This window comes from Maridesulfovibrio sp., from assembly GCF_963678865.1.
GTDB lineage: Bacteria > Desulfobacterota > Desulfovibrionia > Desulfovibrionales > Desulfovibrionaceae > Maridesulfovibrio.
Window position 1 is genome coordinate 662,422 of sequence record NZ_OY787459.1, and the last position, 14,569, is coordinate 676,990.

The 14,569-nt window shown below is 51.0% G+C and carries 20 protein-coding genes; all 20 read right to left on the bottom strand.

All coding sequences use genetic code 11. From position 1 onward, the window contains the following. Positions 1 to 7 precede the first annotated feature (7 nt). From ACKU41_RS02920 to ACKU41_RS03015, 20 genes are read right to left on the bottom strand one after another with little or no spacing between them, the layout of a single operon-like run. Positions 8 to 559 (bottom strand): hypothetical protein, encoded by a 552-nt coding sequence (locus ACKU41_RS02920; RefSeq protein WP_321404017.1) that lies wholly within the window; start codon positions 557 to 559, stop codon positions 8 to 10. A gap of 8 nt (positions 560 to 567) precedes the next feature. Next, the gene (locus ACKU41_RS02925) at positions 568 to 1,206 is read right to left on the bottom strand and encodes a hypothetical protein (RefSeq protein ID WP_321404020.1); all 639 of its coding nucleotides are present in this window, start codon (positions 1,204 to 1,206) and stop codon (positions 568 to 570) included. Further along, positions 1,203 to 1,730, bottom strand: coding sequence for a hypothetical protein (locus ACKU41_RS02930; RefSeq protein WP_321404022.1), 528 nt, complete (start codon positions 1,728 to 1,730; stop codon positions 1,203 to 1,205). Before ACKU41_RS02930 ends, ACKU41_RS02925 begins: the two co-directional genes overlap by 4 nt. Further along, positions 1,727 to 1,918 carry a hypothetical protein gene (locus ACKU41_RS02935; protein ID WP_321404024.1) on the bottom strand — a complete coding sequence of 64 codons (192 nt, stop codon included), beginning with the start codon at positions 1,916 to 1,918 and terminating at the stop codon, positions 1,727 to 1,729. The genes ACKU41_RS02930 and ACKU41_RS02935 overlap by 4 nt, the downstream gene beginning before the upstream one ends. Further along, positions 1,915 to 3,621 (bottom strand): hypothetical protein, encoded by a 1,707-nt coding sequence (locus tag ACKU41_RS02940; protein WP_319780002.1) that lies wholly within the window; start codon positions 3,619 to 3,621, stop codon positions 1,915 to 1,917. Before ACKU41_RS02940 ends, ACKU41_RS02935 begins: the two co-directional genes overlap by 4 nt. A 2-nt stretch (positions 3,622 to 3,623) precedes the next feature. Beyond that, positions 3,624 to 3,839, bottom strand: a complete 216-nt coding sequence (locus ACKU41_RS02945) for a hypothetical protein (protein ID WP_319780003.1) — start codon at positions 3,837 to 3,839, stop codon at positions 3,624 to 3,626. Further along, positions 3,840 to 5,975, bottom strand: a complete 2,136-nt coding sequence (locus tag ACKU41_RS02950; RefSeq protein WP_321404026.1) for a hypothetical protein — start codon at positions 5,973 to 5,975, stop codon at positions 3,840 to 3,842. It abuts the gene before it with no gap. Continuing rightward, entirely contained in the window at positions 5,972 to 6,274 is a 303-nt protein-coding gene (locus tag ACKU41_RS02955) for a hypothetical protein (RefSeq protein WP_321404027.1), read from the bottom strand. Before ACKU41_RS02955 ends, ACKU41_RS02950 begins: the two co-directional genes overlap by 4 nt. After that, positions 6,275 to 6,730 carry a hypothetical protein gene (locus tag ACKU41_RS02960; protein ID WP_319780006.1) on the bottom strand — a complete coding sequence of 152 codons (456 nt, stop codon included), beginning with the start codon at positions 6,728 to 6,730 and terminating at the stop codon, positions 6,275 to 6,277. An 11-nt stretch (positions 6,731 to 6,741) separates the two neighbouring features. Further along, a complete protein-coding gene (locus ACKU41_RS02965) occupies positions 6,742 to 7,371 on the bottom strand; it encodes a hypothetical protein (protein ID WP_321404028.1) in 630 nt (209 codons plus the stop codon). Next, positions 7,364 to 8,014, bottom strand: a complete 651-nt coding sequence (locus ACKU41_RS02970) for a DUF6682 family protein (RefSeq protein ID WP_321404030.1) — start codon at positions 8,012 to 8,014, stop codon at positions 7,364 to 7,366. Before ACKU41_RS02970 ends, ACKU41_RS02965 begins: the two co-directional genes overlap by 8 nt. Continuing rightward, positions 8,014 to 8,544 carry a hypothetical protein gene (locus ACKU41_RS02975; RefSeq protein WP_321404031.1) on the bottom strand — a complete coding sequence of 177 codons (531 nt, stop codon included), beginning with the start codon at positions 8,542 to 8,544 and terminating at the stop codon, positions 8,014 to 8,016. The genes ACKU41_RS02970 and ACKU41_RS02975 overlap by 1 nt, the downstream gene beginning before the upstream one ends. A gap of 13 nt (positions 8,545 to 8,557) precedes the next feature. Next, positions 8,558 to 9,571 carry a N4-gp56 family major capsid protein gene (locus ACKU41_RS02980; RefSeq protein ID WP_321404032.1) on the bottom strand — a complete coding sequence of 338 codons (1,014 nt, stop codon included), beginning with the start codon at positions 9,569 to 9,571 and terminating at the stop codon, positions 8,558 to 8,560. Positions 9,572 to 9,579: 8 nt separating this feature from the next. Then, positions 9,580 to 10,560 carry a hypothetical protein gene (locus ACKU41_RS02985; RefSeq protein WP_321404033.1) on the bottom strand — a complete coding sequence of 327 codons (981 nt, stop codon included), beginning with the start codon at positions 10,558 to 10,560 and terminating at the stop codon, positions 9,580 to 9,582. Between the two features lie 10 nt (positions 10,561 to 10,570). After that, a complete protein-coding gene (locus ACKU41_RS02990; RefSeq protein ID WP_321404034.1) occupies positions 10,571 to 10,798 on the bottom strand; it encodes a hypothetical protein in 228 nt (75 codons plus the stop codon). Further along, positions 10,788 to 11,111 carry a capsid staple protein gene (gp10, locus tag ACKU41_RS02995; protein WP_321404035.1) on the bottom strand — a complete coding sequence of 108 codons (324 nt, stop codon included), beginning with the start codon at positions 11,109 to 11,111 and terminating at the stop codon, positions 10,788 to 10,790. Before gp10 ends, ACKU41_RS02990 begins: the two co-directional genes overlap by 11 nt. Further along, positions 11,086 to 13,002, bottom strand: coding sequence for a hypothetical protein (locus ACKU41_RS03000; RefSeq protein WP_321404037.1), 1,917 nt, complete (start codon positions 13,000 to 13,002; stop codon positions 11,086 to 11,088). Before ACKU41_RS03000 ends, gp10 begins: the two co-directional genes overlap by 26 nt. Beyond that, on the bottom strand, positions 12,999 to 13,586 hold the full coding sequence (locus tag ACKU41_RS03005) for a hypothetical protein (protein ID WP_321404038.1): 588 nt from the start codon (positions 13,584 to 13,586) through the stop codon (positions 12,999 to 13,001). The genes ACKU41_RS03000 and ACKU41_RS03005 overlap by 4 nt, the downstream gene beginning before the upstream one ends. Further along, positions 13,579 to 14,028 carry a DUF5675 family protein gene (locus tag ACKU41_RS03010; protein WP_321404040.1) on the bottom strand — a complete coding sequence of 150 codons (450 nt, stop codon included), beginning with the start codon at positions 14,026 to 14,028 and terminating at the stop codon, positions 13,579 to 13,581. Before ACKU41_RS03010 ends, ACKU41_RS03005 begins: the two co-directional genes overlap by 8 nt. Next, positions 14,028 to 14,366: a hypothetical protein gene (locus tag ACKU41_RS03015; RefSeq protein ID WP_321404042.1), complete on the bottom strand. Its 339-nt coding sequence runs from the start codon at positions 14,364 to 14,366 to the stop codon at positions 14,028 to 14,030. The genes ACKU41_RS03010 and ACKU41_RS03015 overlap by 1 nt, the downstream gene beginning before the upstream one ends. Positions 14,367 to 14,569: the final 203 nt, after the last annotated feature.

The following is a 14,569-nucleotide window of genomic DNA, read 5'->3' on the forward strand; positions in this document are numbered from 1 at the left end:
CAGCCCCCTATGACATTAGATAAATCCCAAGACCAACAGCAGCACCAACAGCGGCACCAATTGGACCTGCCGAAGATCCGGCAGCAGCACCAGTCGCAGCACCTCCGGCGGCAGTAGCTCCTCCGGCTGCAGCTCCACCGGCAGCAGCCCCACCAGCGGCAGCTCCTCCTGCGGCAACACCACCGGCAGCAGCACTTCCTGCGGCAGCACCACCGGCTGCAGCTCCACCTGCGGCAACACCACCGGCTGCAGCTCCGCCTGCGGCAGCACCACCGGCAGCAACTCCGCCTGCGGCCATTCCTCCTACTGCAGCTCCACCGGCAGTTCCACTCGCAGCAGCAGTACTGCCGATAATGCCGGCCTCAGTCATGGCTGTCGTAGCAGACAACCCCATCATGCCACCTTGAAAACCAGAAACAGCGGCACCTGTGGCAGACTTTTCCGGCTTTTTCTGACCTGGTTGTTTTCGACTCATCATCGAAGCGGTATTGGAAGCAGCAGCCATACCGGACAGAGCTTTATCGCCGGGACTATCAACTTCAAACATTCCGAAATTCATATATCCCCCTATGCCATACCTATTGTAGCGGCAGTACCAAGGCGCTTAAAATTCTCATCTTCTGCATCACGCCTGGCTTTAGTTTTAGCCCCAGCAACACTTTGCGCTTCAGAAAGAGCCAAATCATTCTGCATTGCTGCAAATCGACCTGAATTCTGATTCAAGCCGGCACGAGAAAAATTCCGTTGTGCCTTGGAGGTAGCCATACCGTAGCCATGCTTTACATCAGCTTCAGCTTGCGAAACGCGCCGATCAACATTGACTCCCTTGCTGGCCTGATCCATGAATTGCTGACGAACTCCAAGCTGCTTTTTGCTTGTTTCTGTCTGCAACGGCAAAAGTTCCTGTGATGATTTCAGCTGTTCCTTGGCAACTTCTGTCTGAAGCGGAATCAATTCACGGTTTGCGGCAATCTGCTCACGTTCCATGGGCTGATAATCAGATTTCCAGAAATCAAAATAATCTTCCGCCATTTCCTGCTGGGCCTCATAGATTGTCGCCATCCGCGCATTGTATTCTTCATCAACAGCGTCACTACCGCCACCTCCACCCTTACATTGAGCAATTGGGCCGTCATATTCATAAAACTCAGCCTCTTCGACTTCAGCAGTCGCAATATCAAAGACAACTTTCGTATAAATTTTCATGACAACATCTCCCTTGTAATAGCCAAGACAGCCACAGGAACACTCCTCCGCTCATCAGCCATCCATGCACCGTTAGGCAATTCCCCGATCAATGAGCCACCGCATTTCAAAACATATTTGACTGCAACACGATTCCTGACAGGGACATGACCAAGCAACATATCAAAACAGAACAGCCCTGATTTTTCCTTGAGGGCAAGAAGACTTCGGTAAGTGAAACGTCCCAGGTCAATCAACTTACGACGAGGACAATCATTAAAAACAATAAAATGCATACGAGCGAAACGCCCTTCATGGCGATTAAGCCATACAATAGCTACGGCAACATCGTTCCACGCAATCACCCAGCAGACAGACTTTTTAAGAGCTGCTAAAAAGTCATCAGCATTACGCACAGTCCCTTCATAGAACACCGTCTGCGCATGTCCTTCATCAACGCACTGTTCATAAAGGCCGCTCATATATTTGTCCGGAAACGTACGAACCCCATCCCACTCAACATAGGGAATCATTTCGAAACTCATCGTTTCTCCGCCTGCTTTCTGGCCTTGTCTTCCGGGACAAGACCAAGTTCAACCAGATCTTTGAATGTAGGACATCTATGTATGGGATCTGGAATGCCATACACCCTGCTCCGGAGTACCGTGCGCAGCTGGCGCAAGAAATGGAGATAATTGGATTCGCGCACTTCCGGCAGCATGGGCTGTTTCATAAGAGATCTCCCACAGCCGGAGCCACGGCCAGTTTGGAAATAGGAATGTCCGAAATAACTCCGGCTTGAAACCGGGTAGCCAGATAACCGGCAGGGAGAATAAACGGATCAGATGAACGCACCCTGCAGGTATAAACATCCTGCCCGTCAGCCTTGAGCGTGAAATGGACTTCCCCCTTCCGCTGCACCTGGTAGAAGCTACGGTTATCCCCGCCAAGGCAAACCGCTCCGGGCATTTCCGCCCCCACACAATAAAGTTCACGTTCTACTTTAAGAATTGAGTCATCTGGAGCCTGCGCATAATCAGCAACGACCATTGCAGCTTCCATATTCAAAGGTTCACTGGTGCGCATTTCTCCAGACATCCACTCACACCTGAGAGTAAAATCCGATGCATCCCAGCGACAGATTACGGACTCATTTCCTAATGGATAAGCAGCATGCAGCACTCGCCCTTCCGGTTCTACAACCAAAGCCGTGCAATGAAATCCAAGCCGGGAAAGAACCTTTGAAGAAGGATCAAAAACAAAGCCGACTCCCGGTTCATGGAAACAGATGTACTGCCCGGCATGCCAGACGGCATTAAAAGATTCGGGACGCAGCTCCCGCCACTCTTTTTCCGTGAAGATCCCGGCAGTAATATTCTGCGGAGCCGTTCCGGGAGAAACGAGATAAAGCCCGTCCAGACTGGGAAAAATAACCCCAAAGGGCGAGGCAACCACACCAGTAGCAGATGCACATGGCAAATATCCGTCCAATCTGGACGGAACAGCAAGGGATGGATCATCAACAGTAATGGTGTGGACGTTGGCCCCGGTCAGGACAACCAGAGTATTCCCGGTGGATTCCATAGCCACAATCTTATGCGGCACAGACATAGAATACCCATCAGGCCATGCATGAGGGAAGCCCGGTTCTGAAACATAGATTTCATTGCCCTTGAATCCGGCAAACATATTGCCCGGCAGGGAAGTCAAACCGGAAAGGCCTTCAGGAGCAGGAACCCAGTACCGGGAAGGCATGACCTCACCTGCATCAGAATCAGAGACAGTATCGGTAAAAGTAGTTTCGGGAACTTCAATTTCTGCCACAAATTGAAATTCTGCGGACTCAGTTCCGGTCACCGTGCGGTAGATCCTGATCAACTTCACGGGCCTGAAGCCCTCCGCTTCAGCTCTGAGGGATGAAACCGCAACACTCTGCCCTTTCTTCACATCCACAAAAGCAGAAGGCGGGGAAGGTGGGCCTTCTTCGCCCAGATCAGAGACATAAGTATAAATATAGACCCGTGAGACAATTTCTGCTTCATCTTCTCCGACACCTGACACAGCCACCAACGGAGCAGCTTCAGGTGCCGACATACCGAGTCTGTAACGACTTACAAAACTATTCCTGTCCAGTTCATCATCTGAGCAGAAAATGAAAGCGCCTTTATCATCTGTACCGTAAACACGTTCCTTATAATCGCCGGCGATAGGCCCGGTACGCAAAGTGACACGATTCTCCCAAGACAACCATTGCCCCCGGTAACGGTAGATAGTTCCAGTCCGGCCCTGGACTGCAGCAACCTTAAGAAGGCCTCCCAGAGGACGAAGCTCTCCGGAATCAAGCAGACAGTTTACCGCTGAAACAGCCTGCCCTACCTCCAGCAAATGTACAGCCAGTGCCGGCTTCATGCCGGAAAAGACATTGACCTCAAACATGACTACTCAGCAGGTCCAAGAATACATTCAGCAGCTTCACGGCCCCACTGCACAGTCAGGTAGGCACGCTTGAACTCATCAACGGTGGAAGCATTACGTAATGCAGCCTTGGATTCTTCGCTTATTTGATTGAGATCAAACTCCTCAGGAGGTCGGACGACAACTTCTTCCCAAATAGCGGAACCGCCCGGCTGGTCATCGACTTTACGTTGTCTCATTTACGCACCCTCCTCAGTGTAGATTTTAGCGGCTTTCACGCGCAGAGATGGATCCCCGGAAAAACTCAGGGACAGGCGCTTGATATCAGGGTCAGTAAAAGGAACCTTTGCACAGGTATATTTGAGGGCATCCCCTGAAAGGATGCAGGTATCAATGGTGAGAGGTGTTGTGAAATCAGACTCAACAAATGACTGGCCGATTGCCCCAGCCGCAACTTTCAGTTGCACATCCTGCTTTTTCACTGCTTTGGCGGGTACGCCGGGGAGCGGAGGATCAACAGTTATAGAACTAGTAAAAACCGCATAAGGCGTCTTTCCATATTCAATATGACGAACATCCCCTTTGACATAATACTGGCCTGAACTGAAATCACCAATCATAGCGGCTCGCATTATAGGCGCAGTCAGTGGTGTGGCTGCAAATGTGACACTCCCAGCCAGATCAGCAATAGAATCAGGTCTGTTGTCCTTATCTCCATATTTGTATCCGAAACTGACTTGACCCTTGTCTACTGAGTATACGAGCCATATCTCCTTAGTTCTATCAATATCAGGAACTTCAAGGAAATTGCCGTAATCTGCACCATAGCAAGCAGCGAACCCCGTTTTCCCGCCAAACTCCGGCGCAGCTTTTGAGAAGAAAAAACCTATGGTCTGCTGCCCAGAACCACCCCCATAAGTATCGAAGTGTAACAGGTAAGCAAATGGATTGTTTATAGTAACTACATCCCAATTGCGTATATGATAGAGGTAGTACATACCATCGGTATTAACAAAGTCATTAGCGAGTGCTGTAACGTCTGCACCAGTATTAAGTGCCGTTGAATACATACGCAATTGATCTGCCCAACCATCAGCACCTACAGTGGCAGGGGTTACAGGAGCCTCGCCCAGCATACTGACTGTAGTCTTGGGCACCATCGTTGTGCTGGCTCTAATCGAGCCGATGGTTGTGAAGTTAACTACAACCACCTCGCCCTGATCCGTGAGAATCACATCCCCGGCGGCAACCGCTAGCGCCAGCTTGAGGACGGATTCGGTAGTACCGTCCTTCAACTGAATTAATCCCCCGAAGATAAAATACTCTACAATTCCACTAACAAAGGCTTTCCCCGTTGGGTTATCCAGCCCGGCGGTGGTTGCGGGGAGCTGCGCACCATCCGCATTTACATCAGCACCGGGATAACCGGCCTCGGTATCAGCAAAGGCAAGGGTAACTCCAGCTTTGACCCCCACATAGCGTACAGCAAGACTAACAGCATTTGATGGATCAGACAGAATTAACGAAAGCTGGGCAGCACGACAGGTGATAGGCCCGATCGTCTTAGGAGACTCCAGCTCAGTTACAACCGGCATGCGCATCTGGAAAGACTGCCCGGTAATGGAAAAATCCGTAATTTCATCAGGTAGATTGAAATGGAATTCAGTTGAATCAGGGTAGGTCTTACCGGCTTCAGGATGCTTGATTGTCCCGGAGACAAGAGTACCGCAATCAACCTCAAGAGCCTCCATTTCCAGAATAGGAACCGGAGTCATATAGCCAAGAAGCTCTTCATTGGAGAGACTGCGTTTGGCAAGTGCATCCGGATCCAAGCCTGCTTCAACATGTGTAAGGTCAGCCGGGACGGTCATTTCAATAACCTTTACGGTGGTAAGCCCATCTACAAAAACAGCTGACTCAACAAAGCCGACAGACTTGTTGGGATAAGTCTTCACCGCCCTATTCACCGAAAAGAAGGAAGTAAAATCACCGGTAAGACTGAAGCTGTCTGCATTCTCATACTGGGGCAGGACAAAATCACCAGATGTATCCTTGGGACGGAGCCAACATTCAGCAGCCATCTCTTCCCAGGTCTTAGCAGTCATGCGTATGTGAATACGGCTTTCCACCGGAAAGGCCAACGGAGCGGAACCTTCCTCGCCTCTGGAAACGGTCAGCACATTATTGGCGCGTGCGGTGACGTTGATGAACTCCACAGCTTCAGTAGCCGGATTGACCAAGGCGCAGCGGAAATTATCCCCTTCCAGCAGATTCGGAAACTTACCGGAATGATCAGCCGGAATAGTAATCTGGGTTGCGGAAGCATCAATGGCGGAAGTAATAAAGCTTTCCGCCAGATTTTTAAGAACAATCATAAATCATCTCCATTGAAAGTAATAACCGGACCTATCCCCTGCCGCTTGACCAGCGCAGTGCAGGACATGCTGCTTTCGGAAGCAACATCCCCCACTTTGATCATAGTATGGACGGTCTGAATCGATACAGCGGAGCAGCTTGTGCACTCACCGCGATCCCAGAGATCAAGATTCCCTCTCAGTTCAGTGTCAGAACAGCTTCTGGCTTCAGCACCCGCGTCAACTTCAAAGTGGCAGTAGCCGCCGCCCAACGGGAATTCAGCAACAGAACAACCACCTATACATGCAGAGCGAATCACTTAACCGTCCTCAATGGCGAGGGTTTCAAGACGAACGTGAAATGTGTCACCCATGTAAACCATCCGGGCCAACTCAAGCGGTCCGAAGTAAAGAACGTTGCCGGCAATCTGCGCGTCCATGACTGCCCAGTGAGTGACCAGACCGACATCAGCGGTAAACTGCGGGAAACGGATTTCGTCAGTGTTCAGCAGACGTCCGTTGACAGGATCCGCTCCGAAGTTGGCCTGCTGACGCAGATAATTGGAATCCGCCGGAAGTTCAGTCGATAAATCCCCGATACGCAATGCGGCCAGAACCGCACCGTTCTTCTGAACTCTGAGATCCACAGAATCGGTTTCAATGATCCCGGCACGAAACAACGCCAACCAGACCTTTTCCGAAGGCTGGTACGGAACATTTTTGAGTACATGGGAAGCCAGTTTATTTTTGAGATATTGAGACTTGCAGGTATCCATGAAATTTCTCCTTAAAAGAAAGTAGGACTATTGATTTCCTGCTGGCAGTTGGTTCCGCCACGCAATTCCCGAATCCGGATCTCAGCCACACCGTCATCAAACTTTTTCTGCTCAACCTGTGACCGGGCAGGATCAGACCACGGCTTATCAGGAACCAGCATGAGCATGGCCTTTGCTCCGGAAGCAATGACTTCACCATGGAAATCCAGCAGGAACTTGGGGCAGGACTTGGCGGTTACATACGGAGCAAGAACGTTCACAGTCTGCAGCACAGCTTCCTCATCCTCACTAGGACAGGGAACAAGGCGCACAACACCCGGCTCTTCAACCTGAAAAGAATTGGGAATGCCCGGTTCATCACGAACAACACGGTCATCAAGAGGGATCAGGATCTCATCCCGGAAAGCAACCTCACGGGTACTGACCACTGTTGCTTCAGCTGGAGGCTCGAACACATAACGGCACTCATCCTTGTAAACGTCCATAAGATCGGAACGATGCCGCCAGACACGGGAATCCTTGCAGAAACGAATTGCAGCTCTACGCAATTCCGGCATGATCTGCGGAACCGGACAACGCGGGAGTGAGGATTGCAGCAGCGGAAGGAAATCACGCCAGCCGACCATGAGCAACTTAGCCATTGTTCACCTTCCCGCTATTAGGACTGATCAGCAGCCGGGCCTTGGCTTCCTCACCAAGGGAAACGTACATCTGACGCAAAGCATCCATGCCCTTCTGCCAACTGCTGGGAGAAGAATTGCTCCGAGCCCAGCAACGATAAAGCACGTAATCTTCCAGAGGATCGGAAAAGATGTCGGGGACAATGAGTTCCTGCTCCACCGACTCAAGCTTCGGAGGCCTGCGCGAATACTCCAGCTCCACACGCACACCTGCAGCCGGAGCCGGAGAAACCCAGAACACGGTAGGAACCTCTTCCTCAAAGGCGTAATTATCCACCACTGAAGAAGGAGGTTCCCCGTGCCATGCAAGATTGGCCTCATCAAGAGAATTCCGGTCTACCGGAGTAATGGCCATTCCGGGAGTGCCATCACCGTTGACGTTCCTGACCAGACCGATAAAACGGCCCTGATCAGGAACATCCTGCCGGGTAGAACCTGTTTCCAGTGTTACCCGCTCCACTACGGAACTGGCATCCGGCCGAAGCATGACCAGATGACGCTGCGCCCTGGTGATAAGATCAAGAAGATCTTCGTCGTTCCAACGCACACCGTCAGGGTCATGCAGGGCTTTGCGCAGTCCGGTCATGAGTTCCGAGGCGAGCATTAGTCAGCGACCCTGATATTGTAACGAGGAACCTGACGTTCTCGATATGTCACACCGTTTCCATCACCTTCATCATGGACTTCACGCATAGTATAAGAAGCATCCCTGAGAACCTTGTAAATGGACATGGGGACAGGCACATCAACACCACGCTTGATCTGGTAGGGAACGGCATTAACAGAAGCAAAGACATCATCTTTGCCGTCAGCGCCTTCGCCTTCAGCAATATTAATGGTAATCTTCTCTTCATTCTGCAGCCGCTTAAGCTCAGACTTTTCGACCAGCGCAGCATGCTTATCCAGCTTGCGGTTTTCAGCCTCAAGCTTTTCACGGGCAGATTTTTCAAATGATAGCTCTGTTGAAAGCAAAGCTCTTGCGCCTTCAGACTGCTGCAGAGCTTCTTCTTTTTCTGCAAGCTGTCTACGAAGCTCAGCCACTTCTTCCGGACTCAACGCTTCAACCTTTGCTTCTGTTTCATTGACCGAAGTTTCCGGCGTTTTTTTATCTTCGGCTTTCTCATTCTTACTCATTTCAGATCACTCCTTATGCTTCCGGAGGAATTTCAGTTACAGCCACTTCAAGGCGGACCATCCAGGCATCATTCAGAATGGAGCCGGTGTAGTAAGTGATCCAGCCGACACTGCCCCGCTGTCCGAGCTTGTCACTCTTACTGGGGGTGTCAGGATTCACTACCTTGGGAACAACAGCTTCCTTGCCTTTAAGAGCTACATCCCCATAAGCATCGGCTCCGATAATGTAGATGGGATAAACATCGGCATTGGTGCCGGATTCAGAAAGCATTTCCGTTCCGGAAGCGGCCTTCGCACCACCGGCATCAACAAGGGGCTCAATGGAAGTGGAAACCACGTAACGGACATCCTCAACCTTACCGATTTCATTCTCGTAAGGAGTAAGCTGACCGTATTCTTCAACCGGCACAAAACCGGGCATTTCGCGGATATCGGATTCGCAATCGGAATGAGTGATACCGATGAAAGAAGCCGCTACAGCCTTGGTTCCATACTTCACACTGGAAGACATGACCTTGGTGACCTTGCGAGCTTTCTGCCGCTTGAGAGCACGGGTAGCCAGACGCTGCACACTCTTGGTGATGGGCTTGGTAACGGTTCCTCGGGAAGTTCCGCCGGAATAAATCACGTTGGTACCGGCACGGACAATACCTTCCAGAACCATATCAAGGGTCTGTCCGGCCTGTTCGCCAAGAATGTCCATGGACTCCTGAAGCACAGGATCTTCGTGGGTATCCTGAATCACATCGGTCAGCTCAATGTAGTCACCGTACTGTTTCAAAGTTGCGGTAACGTCAGTCTTGGTGAGCTTCTTGCCGGCAGGGGTTACACCCTCAACGAGCGGTGTAGTTGCCGGTTCCAGAGCATTATACCTGCGCCACTTGATAAGCTGCCCTTTATTCTTGGGCATCTTTAATGACTGACCGAATTTACCGAAGATATTGTAATTTGCAGCCCTTTTGAGAAAACCGGGCACTGAGTAACCGGCTGTTCTGGGGCTGATATCGCCATAAATGGTAGTTGCCATTTCAACTCCTAATCTTCAGCCGCTGCGGCATCGAACCCGCCGTCAAAATCATCTTCATCGGGTCCTCTTTTGCCACTCACAGCCTTGCGTTTACCGGGAACCGCAAGAATATCCTTGGCCGCTTTCTTATCGACCTTGTCTTCTTTGGTCCCGGAGGTTGCTTCCTTGTATCTGGTCAACAAATCGGACACTTCTGAAGCGCTGCCGGATTTCTGTACACGCTTGGCTTCAACAGCTTCTTTGTAGGGAAGCCCTTCAATCCAGCCGTCAAACCCGGCATTGAATTTGCCGAGCTTTTCAGGATCAGCGATCAGCTGTGCATAATCCGGATGCGCTTTGCCGATCTCAGCAAAATGAGTTCTGCGCGCTTCCTGTTCATGACGGCTGATCACAGCCTCCACACGAGGATTGACCTGCCGGAGCTGATGAACGGATTCCAGCATGCCGACCACTGCCTCAGGACCGTATTCCAACAGATTGGACCGGTAACGCTGGCCCTGCTCGGAATCTTCCAGCAGAATGTCCTTGTACTGCGGGTTAAGCTTAAGGATCGATTCAGTCTCGGCCTTGATGTCTTCAGGGACATCCACCAGCGCGGGAGAATCCCCTGCAGCCTGATCCGGCTGTTCCTGTTTACCGAAGTACTGCTCCAGAATATTCCGGCCTTCAGCCAGCGGATCCGCGTCTTCGCTTCCGTGCGATTCTTCGTCTTCAGTGTCCGATGAATCCGGATATTCCCCGGATTCATCCTCATCAGGTAAAATCTGGTCTGAAGCGGCCCCTTCATCTTCAAGGCCTTCATCTTCGGACTGGGGGTCACCCTCGCCCCCGTCTTCGGCTTTTAGCTCTGAATCATCAGAATCTTCCTGCGGATCCTCATTCAAGAATTCGTCAGCAAGCTCGTCAGCTGATTCAGCAGCATCAAAAGCATTTTCGAAATCTTCCCGTTCCTGCTTCTGTTCATCAGTATGGAGTGTGTCTTCAGCCATCATTTCCTCCTTAGTATGGATTCTTGCTTTCTTTAGTTTCCTTGAGCGGAGTCAGATCCTGCAAAAAATCCCGATAAGCCTTGATCCTGCCCTGCAACTGCGGGACGGCCTCAACACGGGCATTGACCAGATTTTCCGTTTCTTCCTGAATCCGCAGCTTTAGAAATTCACGCACTTTGTTTACGGCTGAACCACCGCACTCAAGGAGTTCTTTTATTTTCATCTGGCTAGTCATCATCTTCATCAGCTCCGGCGTTGAATCCATCCTCAAAGCTTCCGGCGGTATCGATACCCATCGCCACCAACTGCAGCTCAATATTTTTGTCCTTGCCGCCCGGTTGCGCCCTGGCACCGCAGACATAAGCCCTTGCTTCCAGCTTCACGGTGGAACCGACCTTCATATCTTTGGGCTTCAAACCCAGCTTAGAAATAACCTTGTCATCTAAATGAAGCCGCAAACCCCACGGGAATTCTTCATGCTCCGCCACAACTTCAACCTTAGAAGTCTTCTTTTTCTTTTCCGGTTTAAGCCGCAGCTCTACCAGCTTCATGCTGACCTCCTTCCGGCATTAAAGCACCGGCCTGCTGTTGCAGCATGGAAAGCAATTCATGCTGCACATCCACGCCTTTATTTTCCAATTCTTCAACCAATGCTTGAACATTTGCCCTTGCAGATTCCACAAGCCTTTCACGCTCATAGCTTTCCTTTTCCCGTGCAGAACGCAGAACGCCTTCCGGCAATTCAAGGTTCTTGCTGATTTCCTTGAGCAGCTTTTCATCATCCACCCAGCCCTCAAAACGAGGATTGTCTGTGATGGCCAGAACGGTCTGCATACGTTCAAGCTGCACCTCCTTGGCCATGAGCACAGAGGTCCCGGTGGCAATAATTTCGAAATCGCCTTTGATATCCTTTCGGGAGTTAAACTGCATGTTCCAGAAGTACATTTTCTTGAAAAACGGACGGGTAATGTTCTCATCATGGGACTTAACCAGATCCTTTAGAATCTGGTGCGCAGCCCCGATAAGCATGGACAGACCACGGGCTGTCTTACCAGCTCCACGCATCTGGGAGCCGTCACCGCCCATGAAGCGCGGCACGGACATATCGTCCACCATGTCGTTGAAAACCCGAACCAGTGCCATGAGCTCGTTGGTATAGGAAGGGACAGAGAAAAATTTAAGAGCCTTATTCATGTCCTCCACGGATCTGAAAGGCCAGAACTTGAAAGCATAGATGTCACGCGGATCCTCATCCTGAGTGAAGGCGCTCATATTGGCGGCAACCTGAGGACCGCAGGAAACAGCGGCATTATCCAGCAGCATGCGCATGGACGAGTTCAAGGCCTTCTGCGGATGACGCAGCAGTGTGGGCAGACCGTCACCCCAGATTGAATCCTCATCTTCCACGAAGTAATCAAACTGGTAAGGGATGGTTGCGCCCTCGAGCGGATTGATGACCGCCTTGATGACCTTATCGCCCAGCATCCAGACGTTAGCCGGGAAGATCTCAGCAAGATCCTCTTCCGGAATTTTGATACCTACAGAAGCAAGCTGATCCCCGGTAAGAGTTCCCCAGAACTCATAAACACGGTAACGCTTATCCATCTTGCGGGTTTCACCGCTGCCGATCTTCTGCTGCAGCTTCAGCGCCTTGTAAGAATCAAGGTCACCGTCTTTGTTGTCGCGTAGGTAATCGGTGATGGTCTGTTTATTGAATCCGGGATAAGTCAGCAGATCCAGAACCTGCCTGCGGTTATAAATGTGGTCCTGAAAGATATGCTCACAATCCTCAAGACGGGTGGCATTAGCATCCGGATACGCATTCCAGACAGAAACATCTTCATAATATGGACGCAGCTCAGTTACCTGCGACTTCTGCAGCTGCCAGCTTCCGTCTTCAGCAATGGCGTATCCTTCGCGGAATTCCTCACGCACCAGCGGTCCTTTCAGGATTCCGGTACCGTACTTAAGCTTCTGCTCTGCCACAGACTTGCAAACCGCACGATAAGACTTGCGACCGGAACCGCCCACCAGTTGGTCAGCAATTTCCTCACACATGGCCTCGCAGGAAGCTTTAGCCTTTTTATCCACCAGCTTTTCAAGCTCATCCTGTGAAAGTTCCTGCCCCTGCGCTGCGGCCTGCTGCTGGTAGTGAGTAATAACCGAAGGATGCAGTTCCGGTCTGGGGGAAGGTTTAAGATCCCAATTGTGCTCTTCAGATGCAGGAAACAGAAAATCCATTACCTGCGTAAGCACGGTATTCAGCTTTACCCGCGTAGCCGGCACATACATCTTGGAACGCTTGATCTTATTCAGCTCGTCAGGTTCATATTCGCTTTTCGTCTGCAAATAGTCCTTCATCCATACTTCTTCCTTGGAAGCACGGGCTGACTCCGCTTCGCTGAAAAGCGTCTTTATGAATACACCGAGATCCTGACTCATACAGCTGCCTTACCCTTATTGGTCGGCCTTGAAGAGAACCACCAGCCCACAGCAGAACTGGACATAAAGACAGTATTGGTCACGATATAGCGGACCATTTCATTAGCGGTATCAGGACTGACCAGCACATTGTTAGTAGAAAGATATCCGGTAAAATGCTGATAGGTGGACCATGTGATCCAGCACAGAAACACGGTCATGGTCGGCCGGGTAATGCCGCGCACAAAGTCGGCAACAACCAGCAGAAAATCCGCCCAGCTATTGTCTTTGCCCCGCGAATAAGTAGCGGCGTCATGAATGAGTGAAGCCTGATAGTTCTGACCATCAATGATGGTTTCGGTCATAGCCCGGTCCTCACGAGCCTGCTGGACCTTCACATCACCTTCAGCGCGGAGACGTTCAATCTCCTTATCGGTCATCTCCATTTCCTGCCGGTGCTGCAGCTCAAGCGTCTTGCGCTTCTGCCATTCACCAATCCAGGTTGAGATACCGCCAAAGATATTCTGAAAAATAGTAGCCACGCTCCCGGTACCGATACCGAGCAACGAGGAGCCGACCAGATCAAATAAAGCAGCATCAGCCATGATGAGCCTCCCTGATTTCGAGCAGCAGATCCCGGCCCAAGGTAGCCTTGAGGAATCTGCGAAAAGTTGGTTTGGAATTACCCACGGCCAGCTGCCCCCAGATCTGGCAGACCACGGAGCCAAGCAGCACACAGCCTAGGGAATGAGATTTGTAGCCAAGGGATTTATCGCCGGCCACATTGCCGGTATGGGACTGGATTGCAATGCGCTGCGGCACATTCCGAAACTGATAAACAAAGCTGTGCCAATGGTTAGACCAGCGGCGATAAAGGGAATAGTCGCCGACCGGGATACAGGAGATCCCTGTGCCGTTTTCACGCCAAGGAAGCTCAATAGTGAAGCATTGGAAGTCTGCCTCAGGAATGGTCAGCACGCCGATAGTTCCCTGATCGGTAAAGGGACGGCGCAGGATAAATGCATCAAGCGGTGGAAGTTTTCTCATCACTTGACCACCTTGTTGAAATGTTCCCAGATGGCGATCCCGACAAAACCGATTCCGCCAGTAGCCAGCATCTTGAAAACCATGCACCAGAAAGCCCTGCGGCCTTCGAGCATCACGCCCACGGCCTTATGATGGTCACGCATCTTCTCGATGCCCTTGGAATGTTCGCCATCACCAAGATCTTTCACCATGCCCATCAAATGGCCGACTTGCTCAACGGCTTCCGGCTTCAGCTTGCAGCTACCATTACCGGTATTCTGCAAACCGATAGCTATGCCTTCAGCAACAGCAGCAGTAATTTCTTTCCGAAGTTCCGGATCAAGAACTGATGAACCCACAACAGACTCCCAGAGGGGGTGTTCGTACCAACCGACCGGCACGAACACCCAACGAGGTTATAAAGGCGAAAACAAAGCCTCCATACTTACGGGAATCTGTAACACGGGGTTTTAAAGTGAGGACGTGAGAGATCGTCCCAGATCGTCAGAGATCAGTGGGGAGGGGGTTGACAGGGGTGTGGGGATTAGAGAGAGGAATGGAA

Bases quoted from the DNA above. Each gene is read 5' to 3' on its own strand.
- ACKU41_RS02920 (WP_321404017.1), bottom strand. From the start codon at position 559: ATGAATTTCGGAATGTTTGAAGTTGATAGTCCCGGCGATAAAGCTCTG.
- ACKU41_RS02925 (WP_321404020.1), bottom strand. From the start codon at position 1,206: ATGAAAATTTATACGAAAGTTGTCTTTGATATTGCGACTGCTGAAGTC.
- ACKU41_RS02930 (WP_321404022.1), bottom strand. From the start codon at position 1,730: ATGAGTTTCGAAATGATTCCCTATGTTGAGTGGGATGGGGTTCGTACG.
- ACKU41_RS02935 (WP_321404024.1), bottom strand. From the start codon at position 1,918: ATGAAACAGCCCATGCTGCCGGAAGTGCGCGAATCCAATTATCTCCAT.
- ACKU41_RS02940 (WP_319780002.1), bottom strand. From the start codon at position 3,621: ATGTTTGAGGTCAATGTCTTTTCCGGCATGAAGCCGGCACTGGCTGTA.
- ACKU41_RS02945 (WP_319780003.1), bottom strand. From the start codon at position 3,839: ATGAGACAACGTAAAGTCGATGACCAGCCGGGCGGTTCCGCTATTTGG.
- ACKU41_RS02950 (WP_321404026.1), bottom strand. From the start codon at position 5,975: ATGATTGTTCTTAAAAATCTGGCGGAAAGCTTTATTACTTCCGCCATT.
- ACKU41_RS02960 (WP_319780006.1), bottom strand. From the start codon at position 6,730: ATGGATACCTGCAAGTCTCAATATCTCAAAAATAAACTGGCTTCCCAT.
- ACKU41_RS02965 (WP_321404028.1), bottom strand. From the start codon at position 7,371: ATGGCTAAGTTGCTCATGGTCGGCTGGCGTGATTTCCTTCCGCTGCTG.
- ACKU41_RS02970 (WP_321404030.1), bottom strand. From the start codon at position 8,014: ATGCTCGCCTCGGAACTCATGACCGGACTGCGCAAAGCCCTGCATGAC.
- ACKU41_RS02975 (WP_321404031.1), bottom strand. From the start codon at position 8,544: ATGAGTAAGAATGAGAAAGCCGAAGATAAAAAAACGCCGGAAACTTCG.
- ACKU41_RS02980 (WP_321404032.1), bottom strand. From the start codon at position 9,571: ATGGCAACTACCATTTATGGCGATATCAGCCCCAGAACAGCCGGTTAC.
- ACKU41_RS02985 (WP_321404033.1), bottom strand. From the start codon at position 10,560: ATGGCTGAAGACACACTCCATACTGATGAACAGAAGCAGGAACGGGAA.
- ACKU41_RS02990 (WP_321404034.1), bottom strand. From the start codon at position 10,798: ATGATGACTAGCCAGATGAAAATAAAAGAACTCCTTGAGTGCGGTGGT.
- gp10 (WP_321404035.1), bottom strand. From the start codon at position 11,111: ATGAAGCTGGTAGAGCTGCGGCTTAAACCGGAAAAGAAAAAGAAGACT.
- ACKU41_RS03000 (WP_321404037.1), bottom strand. From the start codon at position 13,002: ATGAGTCAGGATCTCGGTGTATTCATAAAGACGCTTTTCAGCGAAGCG.
- ACKU41_RS03005 (WP_321404038.1), bottom strand. From the start codon at position 13,586: ATGGCTGATGCTGCTTTATTTGATCTGGTCGGCTCCTCGTTGCTCGGT.
- ACKU41_RS03010 (WP_321404040.1), bottom strand. From the start codon at position 14,028: ATGAGAAAACTTCCACCGCTTGATGCATTTATCCTGCGCCGTCCCTTT.